Annotated in this window: 22 protein-coding genes; 9 read left to right on the plus strand and 13 right to left on the minus strand. The window is 65.2% G+C overall.

Annotation, left to right across the window (positions count from 1 at the left end; translation table 11 throughout):
* The first annotated feature begins 81 nt into the window (after window positions 1-81).
* Both BTM36_RS02250 and purU read left to right on the plus strand, forming a co-directional pair.
* Window positions 82-615, plus strand: coding sequence for a polymer-forming cytoskeletal protein (locus BTM36_RS02250; protein WP_077235046.1), 534 nt, complete (start codon window positions 82-84; stop codon window positions 613-615).
* 332 nt (window positions 616-947) lie between these two features.
* The gene (gene purU / locus BTM36_RS02255) at window positions 948-1817 is read left to right on the plus strand and encodes a formyltetrahydrofolate deformylase (protein ID WP_077235047.1); all 870 of its coding nucleotides are present in this window, start codon (window positions 948-950) and stop codon (window positions 1815-1817) included.
* A gap of 522 nt (window positions 1818-2339) precedes the next feature.
* On the opposite strand, the gene BTM36_RS02260 is transcribed toward purU, so the two are convergent.
* From BTM36_RS02260 to BTM36_RS02285, 6 genes are all read right to left on the minus strand, one after another.
* The gene (locus BTM36_RS02260; RefSeq protein WP_077235048.1) at window positions 2340-3983 is read right to left on the minus strand and encodes a fatty acid--CoA ligase; all 1644 of its coding nucleotides are present in this window, start codon (window positions 3981-3983) and stop codon (window positions 2340-2342) included.
* Between the two features lie 151 nt (window positions 3984-4134).
* A complete protein-coding gene (locus BTM36_RS02265) occupies window positions 4135-4425 on the minus strand; it encodes a copper-binding protein (protein WP_077235049.1) in 291 nt (96 codons plus the stop codon).
* A 62-nt stretch (window positions 4426-4487) separates the two neighbouring features.
* Window positions 4488-5873, minus strand: coding sequence for a multicopper oxidase family protein (locus BTM36_RS02270; protein ID WP_077235050.1), 1386 nt, complete (start codon window positions 5871-5873; stop codon window positions 4488-4490).
* On the minus strand, window positions 5870-7264 hold the full coding sequence (locus BTM36_RS02275) for a TolC family protein (protein ID WP_077235051.1): 1395 nt from the start codon (window positions 7262-7264) through the stop codon (window positions 5870-5872). Before BTM36_RS02275 ends, BTM36_RS02270 begins: the two co-directional genes overlap by 4 nt.
* 102 nt (window positions 7265-7366) lie before the next feature.
* Entirely contained in the window at window positions 7367-7819 is a 453-nt protein-coding gene (locus BTM36_RS02280) for a hypothetical protein (RefSeq protein WP_077235052.1), read from the minus strand.
* Window positions 7820-7852: 33 nt separating this feature from the next.
* Window positions 7853-10201, minus strand: a complete 2349-nt coding sequence (locus BTM36_RS02285) for a heavy metal translocating P-type ATPase (protein ID WP_077235053.1) — start codon at window positions 10199-10201, stop codon at window positions 7853-7855.
* 80 nt (window positions 10202-10281) lie between these two features.
* On the opposite strand from BTM36_RS02285, the gene cadR reads away from it, so the two are divergent.
* Window positions 10282-10734: a Cd(II)/Pb(II)-responsive transcriptional regulator gene (cadR, locus tag BTM36_RS02290; RefSeq protein ID WP_077235054.1), complete on the plus strand. Its 453-nt coding sequence runs from the start codon at window positions 10282-10284 to the stop codon at window positions 10732-10734.
* Between the two features lie 9 nt (window positions 10735-10743).
* On the opposite strand, the gene BTM36_RS02295 is transcribed toward cadR, so the two are convergent.
* The 4 genes from BTM36_RS02295 to BTM36_RS02310 all read right to left on the minus strand — a co-directional run bounded on the left by BTM36_RS02295 (window position 10744) and on the right by BTM36_RS02310 (window position 15444).
* Window positions 10744-11646 carry an alpha/beta fold hydrolase gene (locus tag BTM36_RS02295; protein WP_077235055.1) on the minus strand — a complete coding sequence of 301 codons (903 nt, stop codon included), beginning with the start codon at window positions 11644-11646 and terminating at the stop codon, window positions 10744-10746.
* 137 nt (window positions 11647-11783) lie between these two features.
* Window positions 11784-12755, minus strand: coding sequence for a Gfo/Idh/MocA family protein (locus tag BTM36_RS02300; protein WP_077235056.1), 972 nt, complete (start codon window positions 12753-12755; stop codon window positions 11784-11786).
* Window positions 12752-13174, minus strand: coding sequence for a Cu(I)-responsive transcriptional regulator (gene cueR, locus BTM36_RS02305; RefSeq protein WP_077235057.1), 423 nt, complete (start codon window positions 13172-13174; stop codon window positions 12752-12754). Before cueR ends, BTM36_RS02300 begins: the two co-directional genes overlap by 4 nt.
* Complete coding sequence (locus tag BTM36_RS02310) at window positions 13171-15444, minus strand: cation-translocating P-type ATPase (protein ID WP_077235058.1); 2274 nt, start codon at window positions 15442-15444, stop codon at window positions 13171-13173. Before BTM36_RS02310 ends, cueR begins: the two co-directional genes overlap by 4 nt.
* A gap of 164 nt (window positions 15445-15608) precedes the next feature.
* Here BTM36_RS02310 and BTM36_RS02315 point away from each other — a divergent pair, with 164 nt between their 5' ends.
* On the plus strand, window positions 15609-15815 hold the full coding sequence (locus tag BTM36_RS02315; RefSeq protein WP_077235059.1) for a heavy-metal-associated domain-containing protein: 207 nt from the start codon (window positions 15609-15611) through the stop codon (window positions 15813-15815).
* 22 nt (window positions 15816-15837) lie between these two features.
* Here the strand turns inward: BTM36_RS02315 and BTM36_RS02320 are convergent, their stop codons facing one another.
* From BTM36_RS02320 to BTM36_RS02330, 3 genes are read right to left on the minus strand one after another with little or no spacing between them, the layout of a single operon-like run.
* Window positions 15838-17007: a VWA domain-containing protein gene (locus BTM36_RS02320; RefSeq protein ID WP_077235060.1), complete on the minus strand. Its 1170-nt coding sequence runs from the start codon at window positions 17005-17007 to the stop codon at window positions 15838-15840.
* Window positions 17008-17019: 12 nt separating this feature from the next.
* Window positions 17020-17607, minus strand: coding sequence for a GNAT family N-acetyltransferase (locus BTM36_RS02325; protein ID WP_077235061.1), 588 nt, complete (start codon window positions 17605-17607; stop codon window positions 17020-17022).
* 58 nt (window positions 17608-17665) lie between these two features.
* Entirely contained in the window at window positions 17666-18547 is an 882-nt protein-coding gene (locus BTM36_RS02330; protein ID WP_077235062.1) for a MoxR family ATPase, read from the minus strand.
* A 237-nt stretch (window positions 18548-18784) separates the two neighbouring features.
* On the opposite strand from BTM36_RS02330, the gene BTM36_RS02335 reads away from it, so the two are divergent.
* From BTM36_RS02335 to BTM36_RS02355, 5 genes are all read left to right on the plus strand, one after another.
* Window positions 18785-21022 (plus strand): preprotein translocase subunit TatB, encoded by a 2238-nt coding sequence (locus tag BTM36_RS02335; protein ID WP_077235063.1) that lies wholly within the window; start codon window positions 18785-18787, stop codon window positions 21020-21022.
* Between the two features lie 366 nt (window positions 21023-21388).
* The gene (locus BTM36_RS02340; RefSeq protein WP_039877055.1) at window positions 21389-21709 is read left to right on the plus strand and encodes a cytochrome c; all 321 of its coding nucleotides are present in this window, start codon (window positions 21389-21391) and stop codon (window positions 21707-21709) included.
* Window positions 21710-21722: 13 nt separating this feature from the next.
* The gene (locus BTM36_RS02345; protein WP_006465377.1) at window positions 21723-22076 is read left to right on the plus strand and encodes a cytochrome c; all 354 of its coding nucleotides are present in this window, start codon (window positions 21723-21725) and stop codon (window positions 22074-22076) included.
* 81 nt (window positions 22077-22157) lie between these two features.
* The gene (locus BTM36_RS02350) at window positions 22158-22394 is read left to right on the plus strand and encodes a hypothetical protein (protein WP_006465378.1); all 237 of its coding nucleotides are present in this window, start codon (window positions 22158-22160) and stop codon (window positions 22392-22394) included.
* A complete protein-coding gene (locus BTM36_RS02355; RefSeq protein ID WP_077235064.1) occupies window positions 22387-23079 on the plus strand; it encodes a nucleotidyl transferase AbiEii/AbiGii toxin family protein in 693 nt (230 codons plus the stop codon). The genes BTM36_RS02350 and BTM36_RS02355 overlap by 8 nt, the downstream gene beginning before the upstream one ends.
* Window positions 23080-23085: the final 6 nt, after the last annotated feature.

The raw sequence follows: 23085 nt of genomic DNA on the forward strand, positions 1-23085 counted from the left end.
CACTGTTGCGCATGCTCTTCTTCGCGCGTCATGACGCGTGTCATTTTTTTTGCTTCAGGCACTACCATTTCAGGAGATCACATGCTTCGCTCGGAATCCCTCTTCGGCAAACGCGAAACCAGCTCGACCAACTCCCCGTTCAGCAGTGCGGGCAATAGCGTCTCTTCTTCTACAGGCGGCAATGTGACCAGCGTCAATAAACCCAATCAGTATCCCTCTTCCGTGTCCAGCACCACCGCCAGCGCACCTGCGGCGACCGAGGAGACCGGCAGCAAGCTCACCGTCGGCCCCAATATCAAGGTCAAGGGCGAGATCGAGGACTGCGACACCCTGGTGGTGGAAGGCAAGGTGCAGGCCACCATCAATTGCCGCGTGGTGCAGATCGCCGAACGTGGCGCCTTCAAGGGCTCGGCCGAGATCGACCTGGCCGAGATCCGTGGCGAGTTCGATGGCGACCTCACGGTGCGCCAGAAGCTGGTCATCTATGCCAGCGGCAAGGTCACCGGCAAGATCCGCTACGGCAAGCTGGTCATCGAAGAGGGCGGCCAGCTGGCGGGTGATCTGCAGGTCGGTGGCGGGCACGAGCAGAAGGATCTGCTGCAGAAGACTGCCTGAGAGCCACTGCGGGTGGTGGCGGGTGCGGCGCACCGGCCACCATCCGGGGATGGGCTGGCGTAGTGGCGTGGGCGATGAGGTGGCTAGGTTTCTTTCTGGAAACCTGCTTGTCTGTGTCGCCATCTGCGGGCTTTGACGGTCAATTGCGCCGATTTCGGTGTCATTGGCTTGCCGTGTCGTGTACGCGGCGTTTCTCCATGGCGCGGGATTTGTCCGCGTCGCCCGGCCGTGCGACAATAGCGCCTTTCGTCCTTTTAGCCGGCCTGCCAGGCCGGTGGTGACGCCAACCCGGCGTTACCTGTGGGGACGCTGGCGCTTTTCAGTACATTCTCATGGCTCACCCGGAATACATCCTTACCTTGTCCTGCCTGGACCAGCGCGGCATCGTGCATCGCGTCTCGGGCTTCCTGGCCGATCACGGCTGTAACATCATCGATTCGGCGCAGTTTGGCGATGCGCAATCCCGGCTTTTCTTCATGCGCGTGCATTTCTCTTCGGAGGATGCGGCGGTGTCGGATGCGGCGCTGCGGGCCGATTTCGGCGTGCTGGGGGATGCGCTGCAGATGAACTGGCAGTTGCATGATGCGGGCAAGAAGCCGCGTGTGATGCTGATGGTGTCCAAGATCGGGCATTGTCTGAACGATCTGCTGTTCCGCTACAAGAGTGGTCTGCTGCCGGTGGAGATTCCGGCGATCGTGTCGAACCATACGGATTTCTATCAGCTGGCGGCGAGCTATAACATTCCTTTCCATCATCTGCCGTTGGCTACCGGTGCGCCGGCTGAGGTGAAGCGGGCGCAGGAGCAGCGGATCATGGAGATCGTGGATGCGAACCAGATCGATCTGGTGGTGCTGGCGCGTTATATGCAGATTCTGTCGCCTGAGATGTGCGAGGCTTTGCGTGGGCGGGCGATCAATATCCACCATTCCTTCCTGCCGAGTTTCAAGGGGGCCAAGCCTTATTATCAGGCCCATGACCGGGGGGTGAAGCTGATCGGGGCGACTGCGCACTTTGTGACCGGTGATCTGGATGAGGGGCCGATCATCGAGCAGGGGGTGGAGCGGGTGGATCATTCGATGGGGCCGGATACGCTGACTGCCATCGGGCGCGATATCGAGTGTGTGGTGTTGGCGCGGGCGGTGAAGTGGTTTACCGAGCATCGGATTTTGCTCAATGGGCATAAGACCGTGATCTTCAACTGATCCTTGCTGTATGAACTTGGACGCCGTCTGGCTTGGGCTGGGCGGCGTTTTTGTTTTGTGCTTCAGGTTGTGTTCGATGCGGGTTCGGGGTCGGATGCGGGTTCTGGTTCTGGTTCTGGTTCTGGTTCGGGTAGTCTGCACGGTGTGCTGTTCTGCGCACTGACTTAATTCTTTCTCTCTCCGGTCGGAGGGGAGCGCCGGGGGCGGCCCGGCAGCCGCTCACTTTCTTTGGCCCGCCAAAGAAAGTGAGCAAAGAAAACGGCCCCCAAGAGCCAGCCCTCCTGCGGAGGGTTCCCGCCACAGTGAAACAAAAAGTGGGAAAAATAGAGTCGCTTCGCTCCCACTATTTTTCTGATCCACTTTTCGTTTCACTGCGGCGGCTGGCTCCCAAGGGGGAAAGCGTGACCGGCTCGCCTTCGGCATCGCGGTGTGTTGCTCGCCTTCGGCTTCGCGCTGAACTCTCGCCTTCGGCCTCGCGCTCTTGGTCATCTTTGTGAAATCACTGCTCCCGCTTTCTTCTCTTCATTTTCCCGTTGTCGGATACTGCTCGCGCATGACGCGCTTGTTCAGCTTGCCTACGCTGGTGCGGGCCAGTTCGGTGACGAACTGGACGCGGTCAGGTACGCCGTAGCGGGAGATGGTGCCGGCTTCGGCAGCGGCCATGACGTGGCGGCGGATGTCTTCTTCATTCACGCCTGTGCTGTCTTTTTTCAATACCACCAGGGCGATCGGGCGCTCGCCCCATTTGCCGTCCTGGATGCCGATGACCGCGGTTTCGGCGACGGCGGGGTGGCGGGCGATGATGTCTTCGATCTGGAGTGACGATACCCATTCGCCTCCGGTCTTGATGACGTCCTTGATGCGGTCGGTGACCTGCAGGTAGCCTTCGGCGTCGATGTGGCCAATGTCCTGGGTGTGCAGCCAGCCACCGTGCCAGAGGTCTTCCGAGGCTTCGGGCTGGTGCAGGTAGCCCTGGGTCAGCCAGGGGGCGCGGACGATGACTTCTCCCGTGCTCTTGCCGTCGTGCGGGCAGTCGTTCATCTCTCCATCGACCGTGCGTAAGGCCACCAGGGGCAGCGGGCGGCCGGTCTTCAGGCGTAGGGTGGTTTCGCGGTCGCTGCCAAGGTCGGCAGTGGCGACCTGGGCCAGGGTCAGGACCGGGCAGGTCTCGGACATGCCGTAGCCGGTGAAGACATCAATGCCGCGCTCCAGCGCGGCATTGACCAGGGCGCCGGTCATGGCGGAGCCGCCGATGATCATCTTCCAGCCGGTGAGGTCGGTATGGCGGGCCTGTTCCGATGACAGGATCATCTGCAGGATGGTCGGTACGCAATGCGAGAAGGTGACCTTTTCTTCGCGGATCAGGCGGCAGATGGTGTCGGGGACGTAGCGGCCAGGGTAGACCTGCTTGACGCCGGCCATGGTCGCGACATAGGGCAGGCCCCATGCGTGGACGTGGAACATCGGGGTCAGTGGCATGTAGACGTCGTCGCGGTGCAGGCGGCCTTGCTGCGGGGCCAGTGCCAGGCCTGCGGTGGTGCCCAGGGTGTGCAGGACCAGTTGCCGGTGGCTGAAGTAGACGCCCTTGGGCAGGCCGGTGGTGCCGGTGGTGTAGAAGGTGGTGGCGCGGGCGTTTTCGTTGAAGTCGGGGAAGCTGTAGCTGGCCTCGGCCTGGGCCAGCAGTTCTTCATATTCGCCGGCAAAGCCGGGGCCGCGCGGGCAGGGGGTGTCGTCGTCGGTGAGCAGTACGCAGCGGGTCAGGGTGGTGAGTTCGCCGCGGATCTGCTTGAGCACCGGCATGAAGTCGGAATTGACCAGCAGCACGTCAGCCTGCGCATGGTTGAGGGTGTAGGCGATCTGCTCCGGCGACAGGCGCACGTTGACCGTCTGCAGCACGCATCCCATCATCGGTACGGCGAAGAAGCATTCGAGATAGCGGTTGCTGTCCCAGTCCATCACGGCCACGGTGTTGCCGGCCTGGACGCCCATTTCCTTGAGCACATTGGCCAGCCGCTGTACCCGCTGGTAGAAGCCGGTATAGGTGAGGCGGCGCTGGCCGTAGATGATTTCCTGGTCGGGGGCGGTGGACAGGGCGCTGTGCAGCAATTGCTTGATCAGCAGTGGATAGCCATAGGCCGAGGGCGTTTGCTGGATCACTTGGGGCATGCCGGGTCTCCTCTGTTGTGTCGGCGCGATGGCCTGTTATGGAAAAAAACCGATGATAACGCCAACGCCGCAGGGGAATGGCCCTCGGGGCGACGAAATTTACATCCGGCATTGCGCATTCAGTTCGTCGCCCCGCACCCGTCGGTGCCGATCAGTTCCGGCTCTCCAGCGAGGTGACGGTGAGCGCGCCATCGATGCGGTCGGCGGTGAAGCTGATCTTCTCGCCTTCATGGGCGCGTCCGATGATTTCCGGCGCGGCCTTGAAGACCATGGTCATGCCGGACATCTGCAGGTTGGGGATGTCGCCGTGGCGGATGGTGAGCTTGCCGGCAGCGGCATCGACCTTGCGGATTTCGCCGTCGACCTTGGGTGCCGTGCCCTGGGCATGGACGCCCAGCACGGGCAGCGAGAGAGCCAGGGTGAGGAGGAGGGTGCGTAACATGATGCTTCCTTTCTTGATGGTGTAAAGCTGAAGTTGTTGGGTGGGCTGGTTCAGTAGCTTGCTCAGTGGCCGTGGTGCCCGCCCGGCTTGACCACGTCCAGCGGGGCCGGCGCTGCCGGTTTGGTATGGCTGCCGACCGCGCGCCTGGCCTCGGGCATGTCTCCCTGCCATTCGCGGGCTACCGTGCCGCCGGGGGCGCGGTACCAGCCGGGGTCGCGGTAATCGTCGCGGGCCAGGTGGCGGCGTACTTTGACGGTGCTGAACATGCCGCCCATTTCGATGGGGCCGTAGGGGCCGGTCCCGGTCATCATCGGCAAGGTATTGTCGGGCAGCGGCATCTCCATGCCGTCCATCGAGCCACCCTTGTCACCCATGGCCATGTAGTCGGGGATGAGCTTGCTGATCTTCTCGACCACCCGTGACTGGTCCACTCCGATCATGGTCGGGACGTCGTGACCCATGGCGTTCATGGTGTGGTGGGCCTTGTGACAGTGCAGCGCCCAGTCGCCTTCCTCGGTGGCGTCGAACTCGATGGCGCGCATCTGGCCCACGGCGATGTCGGTGGTGACCTCGGGCCAGCGTGCCGAGGGTGGCACCCAGCCGCCGTCGGTGCCGGTGACGCTGAATTCGTGACCGTGCAGATGCAGGGGATGGTTGGTCATGGTCAGGTTGCCCACGCGGATGCGCACGCGATCGTTCTGCCGCACCACCAGCGGGTCGATGCCGGGGAAGGCGCGGCTGTTCCAGGTCCAGAGATTGAAGTCCAGCATGGTGCTGACCTTGGGGACGGCCGCACCGGGTGCGATGTCGTAGGCATTCATCAGGAACACGAAGTCGCGGTCCACGCGCATCTGGCCGGGGTCCCTGGGATGGGTGACCCAGAAGCCCATCATGCCCATGGCCATCTGCACCATCTCGTCGGCATGCGGGTGGTACATGAAGGTACCGGCGCGCCGGGCGGTGAATTCATAGACATAGGTCTTGCCCGGCGGGATGGCCGGCTGGGTCAGCCCGGACACACCATCCATGCCGTTGGGCAGGCGCTGGCCATGCCAGTGCACCGAGGTCGCCTCGGGCAACTTGTTGGTCACGAAGATGCGTACCCGATCGCCTTCCACCACTTCGATGGTGGGGCCAGGGCTCTGGCCGTTGTAGCCCCACAGATTGGCTTTCATGCCGGGGGCGATTTCACGCACTACCGGTTCTGCCACCAGGTGGAATTCCTTGACGCCGTTCTTCATGCGCCAGGGCAAGGTCCAGCCGTTGAGCGTGACTACCGGTTGATAGGGGCGGCCAGTGGCCGGTTGCAGCGGTGGCTGGGTGGCGGCGCTGGTCTGCAGCGCGGCTTCGGGCAGGCTGGCCGCGCCGACGCGGCTGACGGCGCCGGCCGTCACCGCCAGGGCGGCGCCGCGCAGGAAGTGGCGGCGGTCCTTGTCGCTCGGGTTCATGGTTGCGTTCCTTGGGTGGGGCGGCCGTTGAGGGCCAGTTGCAGGGCGGCGTCGGCGATCCAGAAATCGCGCTGGGCGTCGATGGCGGCGTTGACGGTGCTGGCCTGTTCGCGGGCATCGGCCAGCAGCGCGAAGACGCTCAGCAGCATGCCGTTGTAGCGCAGCAGGTTTTCTTCGGCGATGCGCTGGCGCAGCGGCAGCAACTGGTCGCGATAGCGTCGTGCCAGGGCGTAGGCGTCCTGTCGTTGGCGCCAGGCCAGGCGCGCCTGGGCGCGGGCGTCCAGCACGGCACCGGCCAGCTTGTGGGCGCCTTGCAGGTAGATCGCCTCGGCCTTGGCGACGCGGGCCTCGCCCCAGTCGAAGAGCGGGATCTCGATGGAGATCTCGTAGCCGATCTCGGGCGGCTTGCCGCTTTCGGACGTGCGCAGCGCGCCCAGGTCCAGCACGTTGACCAGGCGCGTGGCGCGGGTCAGGCCCAGCGATCCTTGCAGGCCTTCCAGTTCGGTGCGGGCAGCCTGTACGTCGAGCCGCTGTTGCAATGCCTGCTGCTCGACGTCGCCCAGGGCATCCAGTTGCGCGGGCAGGGCCGGCAGTTGCGCCGGCAGGGCGAAGTCGGGCGCCAGGCCCAGCAGGCGGGCCAGGGTTTCCTTGTCCTGCGCGGCCAGGCGCTGGGCCTGTTGCAGGCTGGCTTGCGCCTGGCCGTAGAAGAACTGTTCGCGGGCGGCGTCCAGTTTGCTGATGTTGCCCAGGCGGGCCATCTGCGCGGCCAGTTCGTGCGCGGCGTCGGCGGCATCGGCGACCTGCTGCTGGTAGGTCAGGCCCTGTTGCGCGGCCACGGCCTGGTAATAGGCCTGCCGGGTTTGTGCGGCCAGCGCCAGCACGCGTGCGGCCAGCGACAGGCGGACCTGTTCGAAGCGGCGCTGTTCGATGCGGGCGGTGGCTGGCATGGTCAGCAGGCGCATCAGGCCCAGCGACAGGCTGCGCTCGATCTTGATGTCGTCGCCGGCATGGGTGCGGGCAAAGGAAAAGCCGGGGTTGGGCAGGCGCCCGGCCTGGACCAGATCAGCCTCGGCCACGCCCAGTTCGGCGAAGGCGGCTTGCAGTTCGGGGTTGTTGATCAGGGCGATTTGTACCGCGTCATCGGCACTGGCCAGTCGGTTGGCCGTGGGGCCAGCGCTGCCATCGGCGTGCAAAAGCCGGGTGACGCGGTCCTGGCTGGCCTGGCCTTGTTCGGGCGTGCGGTTCCAGGCAGGCGCCTGGCCCAGGCGCTCGGTGCTGGTCTGTGCCAGCCGGTCGAAGCCGGCGTCGGGCGAGAGCTGCGCGCAGCCGGCCAGCATGGCGCAGGCGGCCACGGCGACTGCCCGCAAGGGGCGTGAAACATGGGGGATCATGAAATCCTCGTCTGATGATGATCGTCATCCGTCGTGCGGCATGCAGGATGCGACACGTAACGGGGCAGAGCTCACACGCACGCGGACGTGCGCGGGACGGGATCAGGCGAGGGCAGGGGGACGGTCGGGGTTTTCCGGCAGGTAGCCAACGAAGCCGGAAGCCGGCTGCACGAGATAGTCGTGCGAGGGAAGATCGGGCGCGGGAACGGTAGCCAGTGCCAGCGGCAGGATGGCGCCCACCGTGCAGGCGGCGCAGAAGCTGCAGGAGGCGTTGGCGTGCTGCGTGCCATGCGGGGAAGCCGGTGTAGGATCGCTATCGGCCAGGGTTTGCGCCATCGGGTGATGGTGAGAGTGATGCTGTGCAGCCTGGTCGGCAGGATCGGCAGGGGTGGCTTCGGCGGTTATGGCAGTGGCGCTGGCCTGACCGGCGTGGTGTTGACCCTGATGTTGCGGCTGCATCGCCGGCGCGCAGGCCTGCAGCACGGCGGCGAAACCCTGGAGGGGAATCGCCAGCGCCAGCAGCCAGAGCAGGAGGATTTTTGCGCGCAGCATCATGGGCGCCAGTATAGTCGCTGTGCCGGTCGCCGATCAACCGGCCGGTTTGCGCTGGCGCAAGCCGCGCACCAGCCGCAGGCCGTTGAAGACCACGATCAGGCTGGCGCCCATGTCGGCGAACACGGCCATCCACAGCGAGCTCATCCCCAGTAGCGCCAGCACCAGGAATACCGCCTTGATGCCCAGGGCGATGCTGATGTTCTGCACCAGTACGGCATGGGCCTGGCGCGAGAGGCCGATGAAGTCGGCGATCTTGCGCAGGTCGTCGTCCATCAGGGCGACATCGGCCGTCTCCAGGGCGGTGTCGGTACCGGCGGCGCCCATGGCAAAGCCGATATCGGCGCGCGCCAGGGCCGGGGCGTCGTTGATGCCGTCACCGACCATGCCCACGCTGCGCTCGCCATGGCGCTGGCGCAGCTGCTCGATGGCCTGCAGCTTGTCTTCCGGCAACTGGTCGCCACGGACATCGGTGATGCCGGTCTGCCCGGCAATTGCCTGGGCGGTGTGGCTGTTGTCCCCGGTCAGCATGACCACCTGAACACCCATGGCCTGCAGTTCACTCACCGCCTGGCGGCTGCTGGGGCGCACCGTGTCGGCCACCGCCATCAGCAGTTCCGGGCGGCCGTCGCGGCACAGCAGGGTGGTGGTCTTGCCCTGCTTTTCGAAGCCTTGCAGGCGCGCCTCCAGTTCCGGGCTGCACTGGCCCAGTTCATGCACCAGGCGGTGATTGCCCAGGTGCAGCAATTGCCCGTCGATGCGGCCTTGCACGCCGCGTCCGGCCAGGGCGGCGAAGTCCTGCACCTCCAGTGCCTGCCTATCCTCCTGGCTCTCCTCCTGCACCGCGATGGCACGCGAGACCGGGTGGTCCGAGCGCGCCGCCAGCGACACCGCCAGTTGCAGCAGGGCCTGCTGGTCGGTATCCGCCTGCAGAGAGACCACGTCGGTCAGGCGCGGCTTGCCGAAGGTCAGGGTGCCGGTCTTGTCCACCGCCAGGGCGCGCAGGCGTCGGCCCTGTTCCAGGTAGACCCCGCCCTTGATCAGGATGCCGTGCCGGGCCGCCGAGGCCAGCCCGCTGACGATGGTCACCGGCGTGGAAATGACCAGCGCGCAAGGGCAGGCGATGACCAGCAGCACCAGCGCCTTGTACAGCCAGGGCTGGAAGGGCGCACCAGTCAGCAAGGGCGGCAGCAGGGCCACCAGCACCGCCATCACCACCACGGCCGGGATGTAGTAGCGCGCGAAGTTGTCCACGAAGCGCTGGGTCGGGGCGCGCTGGCCCTGGGCCTGCTGCACGCTCCTGACGATGCGCGAGAGGGTGGAGTCGGCCTGGGCGGCGCTGACCCGCATCTCGAAGGCGCCCTGTTCATTGATGGTGCCGGCGAAGACCGGATCGCCGGCCTGCTTGGCCACCGGGAGGCTCTCGCCGGTGATCGGCGCCTGGTTGATGCTGGTGCTGCCGCTGACCAGCAGGCCATCGAGCGGTACGCGCTCGCCCGGTGCCACGCGCACCATGGCGTCCACGGCCACGCTGGCGGCCGGCACGCTGTTCCAGCTGCCATCGGCGCTGCGCACGGTGGCCATGTCCGGGGTCATCGCCATCAGCCCGGCGATGGCGTTGCGGGCGCGGTCCAGTGACAGCGCCTCGATCATCTCGGCCAGGGTGAACAGCACGATCACCACCGCCGCTTCCGGCCACTGGCCGATCACGGCGGCGCCGATGACGGCCAGCGACATCAGGAAATTCATGTTCAGCGAGAAGTTGCGCAGGGCGATCCAGCCCTTCTTGAGCGTGCCCAGCCCGCCCAGCAGGATGGCCGCCAGCGCCAGCGCGATCACCGGCAGCGAGCGTTCGTCGCCGCTGGTCCAGGCCAGCACCTCGGCGCCCAGGGCCGCCACGCTGGCCAGGCCCAGCAGCGCCCAGCGCCGGGCCGGGATGCGGTAGGCGGCCGCCTGGTCGGGCAGGTCGCCCCCGGCGTCGGCATCCAGCGAATCGGACTTCACGGCCGGCAGCATGTCCAGCGCCTTGAGGGTCGCGACCAGCGGCGCGATGGAGGGCAACTGGTGTTGCACCGTCAGTTCGCGCTGGATCAGGTTGAATTCCAGCGTACCTACACCCTTCATGTTGGAGAGGCGTTCACGGATCAGTTTTTCTTCAGTCGGGCAGTCCATCTTCTGAATGAAGAAGACCGCCTGTTCGGTCACGCCGTCCAGCTTGCGCGGTGCCGCCAGCGTTGCAGCGCTGGCGCAGGCGTGGCTGCCGCAGCAGGCTTGCGGCTGGGCGTGCTGGTGCTGCCCATGATCATGATGGTGGTCATGGTCGTGGTCGTGGTCGTGATGATCGTGCTGGTGGTCATGCGCGTGCTTGTGATGGATTCCGGTCATGCCTTGCTCCTTGTGCAGCCAACGGGTTTCAGGGGTATATTAAAAACCCTGAAGTAACTACAAGGTCAAGCGAGGATCGCATGGATACGCTCAAGATAGGCGAACTGGCCGCCCAGGCCGATTGCCCGGTGGAAACCATCCGTTATTACGAGAAAGAGGCATTGCTGCCCGAGCCGACGCGTTCATCGTCGAACTACCGGCTCTACGGTGAGCGGCACGTCGAACGCCTGCAGTTCATCCGCCATTGCCGTTCGCTGGACATGACGCTGGACGAGGTGCGCGAACTGCTGCGCCTGCGCGATGCGCCCGAGCAGAACTGCGGCGAGGTCAATGCCCTGCTGGACAAGCACATCGGCCACGTGGCACAGCGCATCGTGCAACTGCAGGCCCTGCAGGAGCAACTGCACCAGTTGCGCGCCCAGTGCGAAGTGGAACAGCCGGCGCGGGATTGCGGCATCCTGCAGGGGCTGGCCAGCCTGCCGGACGAGATGAAGCCAGCCAATCTGGGCAGCCACGGCGGCGGCTGCCACTGAGGCCGTGGATCAGGCCGGGCGTGCCAGCCAGGCCATGATTTCCTCGGTGACCTCGTCCGGTCGTTCGCGCTGCGGGAAGTGGCCGGCACCCGGGATCAGCACGCGCCGATAGTCCTTGCCGAAGAACTTGTCCCGGCCCTCGGAGGTAGCAGGGGCGTTGGCGCCATCCTCGGCGCCATGCAGCACCAGCGTGGGCACCATGATGCGCGGCGTGTCCTGCAGCCGCGCTTCCAGGGCGGCATAGGTCGGGTCACCCTCGGCGAAGCCCCAGCGATGACGGTAGGAGTGCAGGCAGATATCGACCCAGTCCGGATTGTCGAAGGAGGCGGCGGTATTGTTGAACTCGCTCTCGGCAAACTTCCACGACGGTGACCAGCTATTCCACATGAAACGCGTGAAGGCCCGACGGTCCTCGCGCAGTTCGGCCGCGCCACGTTCGGTGGCGAAATACCAGTGGTACCAGTAGTTACGCGATTGCTGCAGCGTCAGTTTCTGGTCCGGCCGGTTGGTCCCCCAGCCCACCGACAGGGTGATGCAGTGGCTGATGCGTTCGGGTGTCTGCGAGGCGGCGATATAGGCGGCACGGGCGCCCCAGTCGTGGCCGATGAGCGCGTAACGCTGCAGGCCGAGGGCGTCGACGAAGGCCATGAGGTCACTGCCCAACGCGGCCAGCTGGCCGCTCCTCGGGGTGCTGTCGGCGTGGAAGCGGGTCGGTCCGTAGCCGCGCAGGTAGGGGCGGATCACCTGGTAGCCGGCCGCACGCAGTGGACGCAGCAGGGCATCCCAGGTCCGCACGTCGTCCGGCCAGCCATGCAGCAAGACCACTGGCGGGGCGTCGGACGGGCCGCTGACTTCGAAGCCGATGTGCAACTGGTCAGTGTCGACAAAACTCAGATGATTGGTCTGGGGCATGGCAAGCAATCTCCCTCTTCTGTGTTCTGGTGAGTGATAGCTGAGTGATAGCTGAGTGATGGGTGGCATCCGAGCGCGATCATCCCGCAGCCTGCGGCACCGTCGGTCCCCCCGCCGGCAACGCCGCAGACATTATGTCATTTTGGACGCAGGATGGTTTCCATCATCCAGGCCGTATGGGCGGCGCTGTCGCCGCAGGAAGGATGGCGCGTACCGCCGTCCAGGTGAAGCTGCATGTTGCTGACGTGATGCAGCTGGATCGGGTCGGGGTTGGCGATCTCCAGGTGCAGCGTGGTATCGGCCGTGTGAAGTTGCAGGGCCACTTCCTCGAATACGGAAAAAACGATCTTGCCGGCGCTGCCCGTGATCTCCACCCGGTCGGCGCGCTCGAAGCTGCCGAAATGCCAGCTGCCGCTGCCGGTCACGCCGCTGCGATAGCGCCAGCTTGCGGCCACCGCATCGCAGGCGCTGTACAGGCCCTGCTGGTTGCTGCCGCAGCCGGATACCTCGGCCACTTCGCCGAAGAAGTACGAAAACAGGTTCAGTCCGTGACTGCCGAGGTCGTCGAAATAGCCACCCGGGGCGATGCGGGCGTCGGTGCGCCAGCGGTAGCGTCGCTGCAGGTCGTCCGGCCCCGGTGGGCGCGCCAGTTGCCAGTGGATGTGGCGCGCAGTGCCGATGCGGCCTTCAGCCAGCCATTGGCGCACTTGTTCGAAGCGTGGCAGCGAGCGCCGGTAATAGGCCACGAACAAGGGCTGCTGCGCCCGTTCGAAGGCGGCCAGCATCTGCAGACATTGCGCGTGGCTGGGGGCCATGGGCTTTTCCACACAGCAGGGCTTGCCGGCGGCGGCGACCTTGAGCGCGTAATGGCAGTGGCTGTCGGGCGGGGTGGCGACGTAGACGGCGTCGATATCGGGGTCGTGGATCAGAGCGTGGGCATCGTCGAACCAGCGCGCGACACCGTGGCGGTGCGCATAGTCGGCCGCCAGCGCGCCATCCCGTCGCATCACGCCGGCCAGCGCGAAGCCGGGCGTGCGCTGGTAGGCCGGGCCGCTCTTGCGCTCGGTCACGGCGCCGCAGCCGATGATGCCCCAGCGCAGCACCTTCATGCCGACGTTCCCTGCCGGGCGCAGCAATCTCCCTGGCCGCCCAGGGCATCGAGGATGGGGCAGTCGGGACGGCTGTCGCCATGGCAATCCTGGGCCAGGCGTTCCAGCGTGGCCTTCATGGTCTGCAGTTCGCGGATGCGCTGGTCCAATTCGCCGATGTGGGTCTGTGCCAGTTGCTTGACCTTGCGGCTGGAGCGCGACTGGTCCAGCCAGAGCCCGATCAGGTCGCTCACCTGGGCCATGGAAAACCCGAGCTGGCGTGCCTGCCGGATGAAGCGCAGCAGGTGCACGTCGCGCTCGCCATAGACGCGGTAACCGGCATCGGTGCGCCCGGCACGCGGGATCAGCCCGGTCTCTTCATAGTGGCGGATCATCTTGGCCGATACGCCCGAGGCGCTGGCGGCTTCTCCGATATTCATGGCTGGGTTCCCTCGTTGCTCAGGTTTTGTGGCACATCCTGTGGATGCGGCCGCCAGCGACGCAGCAGCAATGCATTGCTGACCACGCTGACGCTGGAAAAGGCCATCGCCGCGCCTGCCAGCATGGGGTTGAGCAGGCCGAAGGCCGCCAGCGGAATGCCGATCAGGTTGTAGATGAAGGCCCAGAACAGGTTCTGGCGGATCTTGCCGTAGGTGCGGCGGGAGATGTCGATGGCGTCCGCTGCGAGTCCCGGGTCGCCATGCATCAGCGTCACGCCGGCCGCCTGCATGGCCACGTCGGTCCCGGTGGACATGGCGATGCCGACGTCGGCGGCCGCCAGCGCGGGCGCATCGTTGATGCCGTCGCCGACCATCGCCACCACGTGCGCGCCATGCTCGCGCAGGGCCGTGACCGCTGCGGCCTTGTCACCCGGCAGCACTTCGGCGCGCACATCCTGGATACCCAGCACATCGGCCACCTGTTGCGCGGCGCCCCGGTTGTCGCCGCTGAGCATGGCGGTACGGATGCCCAGCGCATGCAGGGTGGCGATGGCTTGCCGGGCGCCGGGCTTGATCTGATCGCCGAAGGCCAGCAGGCCCAGCACCGTCACGCCTTCCGCGTCGCGTTGCGCCAGCCAGGACAAGGTGCGTCCCTGCGCCTGCAAATGCGCCGCACGCGCCTGCAAGGCCGGGGCCGAGGCCTGCAGTTGTTGCATCCAGCGGCTGCTGCCCAGATACAGCGTGCGCCCCTCGACCTCGCCTTCGATACCCAGTCCGGCAACACTGCGCACATCGTTGGCCTGCAGCGTCGCCAGGCCAGGTTCCGCCGCTGCAGCGTCCAGCACCGCGCGGGCCAGCGGATGTTCGCTGCGCGCCTGCAGGGCAGCGGCCAGGGCCAGCAGCCGCGCTTTGCCGGACGGGCCGGCGCCTTCTCCTTCCTCCAGTTCGGTCAGGCGCGGCCGGCCCAGGGTCAGGGTGCCGGTCTTGTCGAAGGCGATCACATCCACCCGGTGCGCGATTTCCAGCGCCTGCGCATCCTTGATGAGGATGCCGTGGCGCGCCGCCACGCCGGTACCGGCCATGATGGCGGTCGGTGTGGCCAGGCCCAGGGCGCAGGGGCAGGCGATCACCATCACCGCCACCGCGTTGAGCAGGGCCTGTTCCCAGTCGCCCGCAGCCAGGCCCCAGCCGAGGAAGGTCAGCAGGGACAGCAGCAGCACGGCAGGCACGAAGACCGCGCTGACCTTGTCCACCAGGCGCTGGATCGGCGCCTTGGCGGCCTGGGCCTGCTCCACCATGCGCACGATGCGCGCCAGCACGGTCTCGGCACCGACGGCGGTGGTTTCGAACACCAGCACGCCTTCGGCATTGATGGCACCGGCCGACAGGGTGTCGCCGACTTCCTTGGCTTGCGGCCGGCTCTCGCCGGTGAGCATGGCTTCGTCCAGATGGCTGCGACCCTCGCGCACCACGCCGTCCACCGGCACCCGCTCACCGGCGCGCAGCACCACCAGGTCGCCCACCTTCACCTGGGCCAGCGGCACCTCGACATCCTGCCCGTGGCGGCGCACGCGGGCGCGGTCCGGGCGCAGCGCATTGAGGGCGGCGATGGCGTCGGCGGTCTGGCGCTTGGCGCGGCCTTCCAGCCATTTGCCCAGCAACACCAGGGTGATGACCACGGCCGAGCTTTCAAAGTAGAGATGCGGCATCGCCATGGCATGGCCATCCATGGCCGGCATGCGCAGCCATTGCCAGAGCGAGAGGCCATAGGCGGCGCTGGTCCCCAGCGCCACCAGCAAGTCCATATTGCCCGAGCGGGCGCGCAGCGCGCCCCAGCCGGCGTGGTAGAAGCGCCAGCCCAGCCAGAACTGCACGGGCGTGGCCAGTAGCCATTGCCACAGCGGCGGCAGGCTCCAGCTGCTGCCCAGGGGAGCCAGCAGCATGGGCAGCACCAGCGGCAGCGAGAGCGCGGCCGCCAGCGCCACCGGCCACCAGGAGGGCAGGGTACGGCCGCTGGGCGGGGTACTAGCTTGTTCGGGCAGATGTTCGCGGGCCTGGTAGCCGGCCTTTTCGATGGCGGCGATCAGGGTGGCAGGCGGGACCGCGTCGGCCGTGGCGATGCTGGCGCGTTCGGTGGCCAGGTTGACGCTGACCTCGGTCACGCCGGGGATTTTCTTCAGGGCCTTCTCGACGCGCATCACGCACGAGGCGCAGCTCATACCTTCGATATCGAGGCTGATCTCGGCCGTGGCAGTGGAGGAATCATTCATGGCGAACTCCGGGAGGATGAATCGGATACCTTCATCTTCATCCTTCCCATGATGGTAAGGTCAAGCCCGATTTTCGCACGGATGGTGAATTCTTGCGCTTGACCTTGCCACGGTAGGAAGGTTTAAGCTTCCCCCATTGCCATCACTTCATGAAAGGAAATGCCATGAGCACCCCCGTCACCTTTACCGTCAACGACATGACCTGCAACCACTGCGCCGGTGTCATCACCAAGGCCGTCAAGGACGTGGACGCCAATGCCCGGGTCGATATCACGGTGGCCGACAAGCGCGTAGTCATCGACAGCAGCCTGCCGGCGCAGTCCTTGGCCGAGGCGATCGAGGAAGCCGGTTATACCCCGGTGGCGGCCTGAACCTTCAATCCTTTCATTCCCTTCATTTGCTGAGCAGCCGCATCGCCCGCTCCAGCCCATCCATGGTGAGCGGGAACATGCGGTCGTTCATCAGCTGGCGGATCAGCGCGATCGACTGGCGGTATTGCCATAGGCCTTCCGGCTCGGGATTCAACCAGACGAAGTGCGGGAAGGCGGCCGTGAAACGCTGCAGCCAGTCGGCGCCGGCTTCGGCATTGTTGTATTCCACCGCGCCGCCCGGCTGCACGATCTCGTAGGGGCTCATGGTGGCATCGCCCACGAAGATGAGCTTGGTGTCCGGCGTGTACTTGCGCAGGACGTCCCAGGTCGGGAAACGTTCGGCATGGCGCCGCCGGTTGTTCTTCCACAGGTAGTCATAGACGCAGTTGTGGAAGTAGAAGAACTCCATGTTCTTGAATTCGGTACGGGCGGCCGAGAACAGCTCTTCGGTGCGGGCGATGTGGTCGTCCATGGAGCCGCCGACGTCGAACAGCATCAAGACCTTGATCTTGTTCTTGCGCTCGGGCTGCATGCGGATGTCGAGATAGCCGGCATTGCTGGCGGTGGCGCGGATGGTGTCGTCCAGCGCCAGTTCTTCCTCCAGTCCCTCGCGGGCAAAGCGGCGCAGGCGGCGCAGCGCCACCTTGATGTTGCGCGTACCCAGTTCGCGCTCGCCGTCGTAATCCTGGTATTGGCGTTCCTCCCATACCTTCACCGCGCTGCGCTGGCCCCCCTTGCCACCGATGCGGATGCCTTCCGGGTTGAAACCGCCATGGCCGAAGGGGGAGACGCCACCGGTGCCGATCCACTTGCTGCCGCCTTCGTGGCGTTCCTTCTGTTCTTCCAGCAATTGCTTCAGGCGATCCATCAGCTTGTCGTAGCCGAATTTCTCGATGGCGGCCTTCTGTTCCGGGGTCAGGTCGCGCTGCAATTGCTTGACCAGCCATTCCAGCGGGATGTCGGGCCGCTTTTCAAAGATCGTTTCCACGCCCTTGAAGTAAGCCCCGAAGGCGCGGTCGAACTTGTCGAAGTGGGCTTCGTCCTTGACCAGCGTGAGCCGCGCCAGATAGTAGAACTCGTCCAGGGAAGGATGGATCACCTGGCGGTCCATGGCTTCCAGCAGGGTCAGGAATTCCTTGATCGAGGCCGGCACCCCGGCCTGCTTCACGGTGTAGAAGAAATCGATGAGCATGGGCAGGCGGGCTCAGCGCCCCAGCTTGAACTGCAGATGGCGGCGCACCGTCGGCCATTCCGATTCGATGATGGAAAACACCACCGTATCGCGATAGGACCCGTCCGGCATGCGCTGGTGATTGCGCAGGATGCCATCCTGCTTGGCGCCCAGGCGGGCAATGGCCGCGCGCGATTGCTGGTTCATCCAGTGGGTGCGGAACTCGACGGCGATGCAGTGCATGTCTTCGAAGGCATGGGTCAGCATCATCAGCTTGCACTCGGTATTGATGCCGGTGCGCTGGGCACTCGCGGCATACCAGGTCGAGCCGATCTCCACACGCCGGTGGGCGACGTCGGCGTTCATGTAGGTGGTCATCCCGCACAGGGCGCCGGTGTCGTTGCGGCGGATCACGAAGGGCAGCATGCTGCCTTGCTGCTGCAGGTTCAGGCGTCTTTCGATTTCGGCGCGCATGGTCTCCGGCTTGGGGATGGCCGTGTACCAGAGCTTCCACAGCTTGCCGTCCGAGACCGCCGCGATGAGTGCATCGTGATGCTCGGGATGCAGTGGCTCGACGGTGGCGAACTGGCCCTTCAAGGTGATCGGCGAGAGAAATTGCATGACGGCTCCTGGGGCGGGTAGGGCGTGCTCAGCAGTGGTTCAGTGGTGGTTCAGCGCTTCAGCGATTGGTCCGGGACATGAACACCAGCCTTTCGAACAGGTGCACATCCTGCTCGTTCTTGAGCAGGGCGCCGTGCAGCGGCGGCACTACGGCCTTGTTGTCCGGGTTGTGCAGGGCCTCGGGCGGGATGTCCTCGGCCATGAGCAGCTTGAGCCAGTCGATCAGCTCCGAGGTCGACGGCTTCTTCTTGATGCCGGGCACGTCCCTCACCTGGTAGAAGGCTTCCAGCGCCTGCGCCAGCAGTTCACGTTTGATGTGCGGGAAGTGCACATCGACGATGCTCTGCATGGTCGCCTTGTCCGGGAACTTGATGTAGTGGAAGAAGCAGCGGCGCAGGAAGGCGTCCGGCAATTCCTTCTCGTTGTTGGAGGTGATCACCACCAGCGGCCGGTGCCGCGCCTTCACCAGTTCGCGCGTCTCGTAGACGTAGAACTCCATGCGGTCGATTTCGCGCAGCAGATCGTTGGGGAATTCGATGTCGGCCTTGTCGATCTCGTCGATCAGCAGCACCACCGGCTCTTCCGAGGTGAAGGCTTGCCACAGGACACCTTTGACGATGTAGTTGTGAATATCCTTGACGCGCTCGTCGCCCAGTTGCGAATCCCGCAGACGCGATACCGCGTCATATTCATACAGCCCCTGCTGGGCTTTCGTGGTCGATTTGATGTGCCACTGCAGCAGCGGCCGGCCGAGCGCGGCCGCCACCTCCTCGGCCAGCATGGTCTTGCCGGTGCCGGGCTCGCCCTTGATCAGCAGGGGCCGTTGCAGGGTGAGAGCGGCATTGACGGCCAGCTTGAGGTCGTCGGTGGCGACGTAGTTCTCGCTACCGTTGAAGCGCGCGGATTGAGGAGCGGAGGAAGATGCGGAATGATCTGGCATGGATGCGGTCCTTGTCAGGTTGCTGGAGGCAAAGCGTAGGGTGTCTGCGTGTCTGTGAGTCTGGCAAATGCGGCGGTGCAGCGGCAGTGCAAAGGCGGCGCCACCTGTTTCTTCGTGTTTCTCCGAGTATAAGGGAAAACCCATGCCATCCCGAGTGGGCTTGAATTTGGTGAAATCATTCATATATAGCTGGTCACGCATGCAACAAAATGGAAGCGCCCACGGCGCTCACTGCCCATGAAATTCCTGTTCTTCAAGATGCTGGTGGTGTGGAGACGAATGCGCCACGGCATGCAGGCGCGTTACATGGACCGGCAGGATGTCGGCCGCCAGCTGGAGGTGTTGATGCGACGCATCGATGCCGCGGCGAGCTGGCATGAACGCGCCAACTGGATGATCGACGTGGCCGAGTGGCTGCGCCATCGCCCGGCGGTATCGCTGCTGGACCGCCAGAGCTGGCACAAGGTGCGGCGTCAGCGGCTGGCGATCATGCTGGACTGGCTGGACCAGCACCGCGACGTGCGGCGCGAGGTCCAGAAGGCGCTGCAAAAGACCCTGCGCGAAGCCACCGGCCCCGAACTCTTTTCCACTACCGGCCTGCCGCACGAGCCCGGCTTCTTCGGCGAACTCTCGGAGCGCCTGGCGCGCCTGGTGCTGCCGCGCCATCTGTCACCCACCGACCTGTCCTCGCTGTTTACGGCCATGTTCCCCGATCCGGAGGATGCCGCCTGGCTGGTGGAGCTGGACAATGAACTGCTGGTCCGCCTGTGGAAACTGATGGCCGACGACGGCATCTCGCACATGTACTGGCAACAGATCGAGGAGGCCATCACCTACCTCACCATGACGGTGGTGGCTGATGGCATCAGCCCCGCCTTCCGCCAGCGCCTGGAGCCCAAGATGCCGATGCGCGCCACGCCCTTCCTGGCGCTGCGGCGCGAGATGGAGACCTGGCTGCGGGCGCAGCCGGGCGACCTGGGCGCGCTGCGCAGCGTGCGCATGCTGGTGGCGGTGTGCCACGCCCAGACCGACCGCATCTATGCCCACCTGGATGAATACGGCGTCTCGGTCAGCCTGGTGTACCGGGTCGAGCGCATGCGCGCCCACCTGCAACGCATCGGGCGCCTGATCGACGTGCGCTCCGGCGTACCCGGTCCGGCCATCAGTCCGGCTGTGCCGGGCCTGGCGGCCAAGGCCGGCGCCGGCCGCATGCAGTTGCTGCTGTGCGACCTGATTTCCGCGCACCACCATCGTGATTCGGTACGCGGCCTGATGCGGCGCAGTTTCGCGCTGCTGGCACGCAAGATGGTGGAGCGTAATGCCGATCACCGCGAGCAGGCCATCGCCCGCGACGGTGCCGGCTATCGCAAGGTGATGCGGGCCGGTCTGATCGGCGGTGCCGTGATCGCCGGGACCGCCCTGGTCAAGACGAGCCTGTCGTCGCTGGGCGTGGGGCACTTCGTCGATGGCGCACTGGCCTCGCTGAACTACGCAGCCAGCTTCCTGCTGATCGCCGCCCTGGGCGGCGTGCTGGCCACGCGCCAGCCGGCCGTGACCGCACCGGCCCTGGCCTCGCGCATGGGGGAGCTGGACGGGCAGGGCATGCGCGAGCTGATCGCGGAGTCGGGCCAGCTGTTGCGCTCGCAATCGGCCGGCATCTTCGGCAATCTGCTGGCGGTGGTGCCGGTCACGGCCGCGCTGTGCGCCCTGGGCTGGTTTGCACTGGGTGGCAAGTCCATGCCGGTGGAGACAGCGCGCCAGACCCTGGCCAGCCTGTCACTGGTCGGCCCCACGCCGCTGTATGCCGCCCTGACCGGGATACTGCTGTGGCTGGCCAGCCTGGCCGCCGGCTTTGCCGACAACTGGTTTGCCCTGCGCCGGGTGCGCGAGGTGGTGTCCAACCATCGTCGCCTGGTGCATGGCCTGGGGGCCATGCGCGCCCAGCGCTGTGCCGCCTGGCTGGAGCGCAACGTGGCCACCATCGCCGGCAGCCTGGCGCTGGCCGTGCTGCTGGGCATGGCGCCGGTGGTGGCGGCCTTCTTCAGCCTGCCGCTGGATATTCGCCATGTCAGCCTGGCGGCCGGGGCGCTGACGGCCGCCGCCTTCAGCCTGGGCTGGGAATCCCTGATGACGCCGGCCTTCTGGCTGGCCGCCGGGGGTGTGGCCATCACCGCCCTGCTGTCGGTGGCGGTGGCCTTCGCCTGCGCCCTGGCGCTGGCCCTGCGCTCGCGTGACCTGCCGCGCCGTGCGCGCAACGTGGCCATGCGGGCAGTGTTGCGCCGTTTCGTCGTCCGGCCGTGGTATTTCATTCTCCCCGAGCGTTCACATGCCGCGCTGCAAGATGAAGCCGAAGACGAGCAGGATGACGATGACGACGAGGGAGACGATGCCGGTGCAGCCGATGGGAAGTGGCACCAGGCTTCACTTGTTCAATCAGATGATCTGCATCATCAGGCCAGTCGTCATGTCGCCTGAAGCTGACATCAGCCACATTCCATATTCCTGATATTGCAGCGCATATAACACCCCATCCGCCCGCCAGGCCGCAGCTGGCGGGCTGTTGCGCCTGATCGGCCGGTGCTGCGGGCAGGGATGACGCTGCCGGTTTTATTGGTTAGAATCAAAAGCGTTTTTTGCGCAAGGCAGGGGGAGTGGAGAGACAAGCTTGAGCCAAAACACCGGTTGAGCCATAGCAGAACAGCCAAACCTGCAAGACCAGCACAATCTAACAAGTACGATAAAGTTTGCCGCTGGTAGCAAAAGATGCGTTTCGTCGGGTGTCCGTTGCGCAGCCGTTACGTGCGGGACGGATGGCAAGTCCAATCATCTTAGCCAGCTCACATGAAAAAACACCTCGTGTTTCTTGCCTTGACCGGCATGCTCGGCAGTGCGTCTGCGGCGGACATCGTCGGCAATGCCAAGGCCGCTGAAAACAAAGTCTCCATGTGCATCGGTTGCCATGGCATCCCCGGCTACAAAGCCAGTTTCCCCGAGGTCTATCAGGTACCGATGCTGGGTGGCCAGTCTGCCAAGTACATCGAGAACGCGCTGCGGGCCTACCAGAAGGGAGAGCGCAAGCATCCCTCCATGATGGGCATTTCGGCCAGCCTGTCGGACCAGGACATTGCCGACCTGGCCGCCTACTATTCGCAGCAGAAGTGAAGGGAGCCACGAGATGAACAACAAGCTGATCGCTCTGGCACTGCTGGCGGCTGCCACGCTGCTGTCGCAGGCCGCCACCGCGGCCGATATCGCCAACGGCCGCGCGCTGATGGAAAAGTACAATTGCGCCTCCTGCCACGGCAAGGACTACACCTCACCCACCGACCCCGCCTATCCCAAGCTGGCCGGCCAGCACGAGGACTACATCAAGCACGCCCTGACCGCCTACCGGCGCGGCGACAGCGCCATGAACGGCCGCAACAACGCCATCATGTCGCCGCTGGCCAAGCCGCTGTCGGACCGGGATATCGCCGATATCGCGGCCTTCCTGCACAGCCTGCCGGGGACGCTGGTGTTGCGCAAATAACCGGGGCATCTTGGCGCACAGGCAGGCCGGGCCAGGCTGGTGCCCGGTCGATGGACCTGCTGGTTTGATAAGGAATAGTTCATGATGCATAATCGATTCATGAACTTCGCCGCCGAACTCGTCGTCATCGGGGACTTCCCCCAGCTCCGTCTGATCGCCTGGAATCGTGATCCTCGCGATGCGATCACCGGTGCGGAAGCGTTCGACCTTTACGAACGCAACTGGAGGTTCGTCGACCAGGACGCCATGCCCCCTGCGGAGCGGGCCATGCTGGATCGCCTGATCCACCAGTACGGTCACGGCGTCCTGCATGTTTAAGCGAGCGCATCATCGCCGCATCGCCGGTTTGCTCGCAGCGCTGGATGGTGATTTCCTGCTCAGCTGTGGGTGTTTCTTCGGTGGTGGAACGGCCATTGTCCTGGCGCTGGACGAATATCGCGAATCCCTGGATGTCGACTTTCTCTGCAGTTCTCAGGAAGGCTACCGCGCCTTGCGCAATACCATTACCAACGCTTCCCTGGGACAGATGGCGCGTACGCCGCTTGAGCTGATGCGCGAGGTGCGCGCTGATCGCTATGGCATCCGTACCTTCCTCCGGATCGACGATGTGCCGGTGAAATTCGAAGTCGTCAGCGAGGGGCGCATCCATGTCGCGGGAGCAATGCATCCGCAATGGGGCATCCCCGTGCTGGCGCCGGAAGACATGTATGCCGAGAAGTTGCTCGCCAATGCCGACCGCTGGGGTGACAAGTCGGTCGCCAGCCGTGATGCCATCGATCTGGCCATGATGATCGCCCACTGGGGAACGGTGCCGCAGGCTGCCTGGGACAAAGCCCGGCTGGCCTACGGCCAGAGCGTTGACGTGGCTTATGACAAGGCAATCGGACTGGTCAGCGATCCGGCTTATCTGGCACTTTGCCTGCAGAAGATGCACATGGACCCGGAACTCAAGGAGCGTATTCCGGCCCTGCTGCGCAGTTCGTCGCCGGATTCACTTTCATGACCGTGG

Source organism: Herbaspirillum sp. VT-16-41 (assembly GCF_001994935.1).
GTDB lineage: Bacteria > Pseudomonadota > Gammaproteobacteria > Burkholderiales > Burkholderiaceae_D > Herbaspirillum > Herbaspirillum frisingense.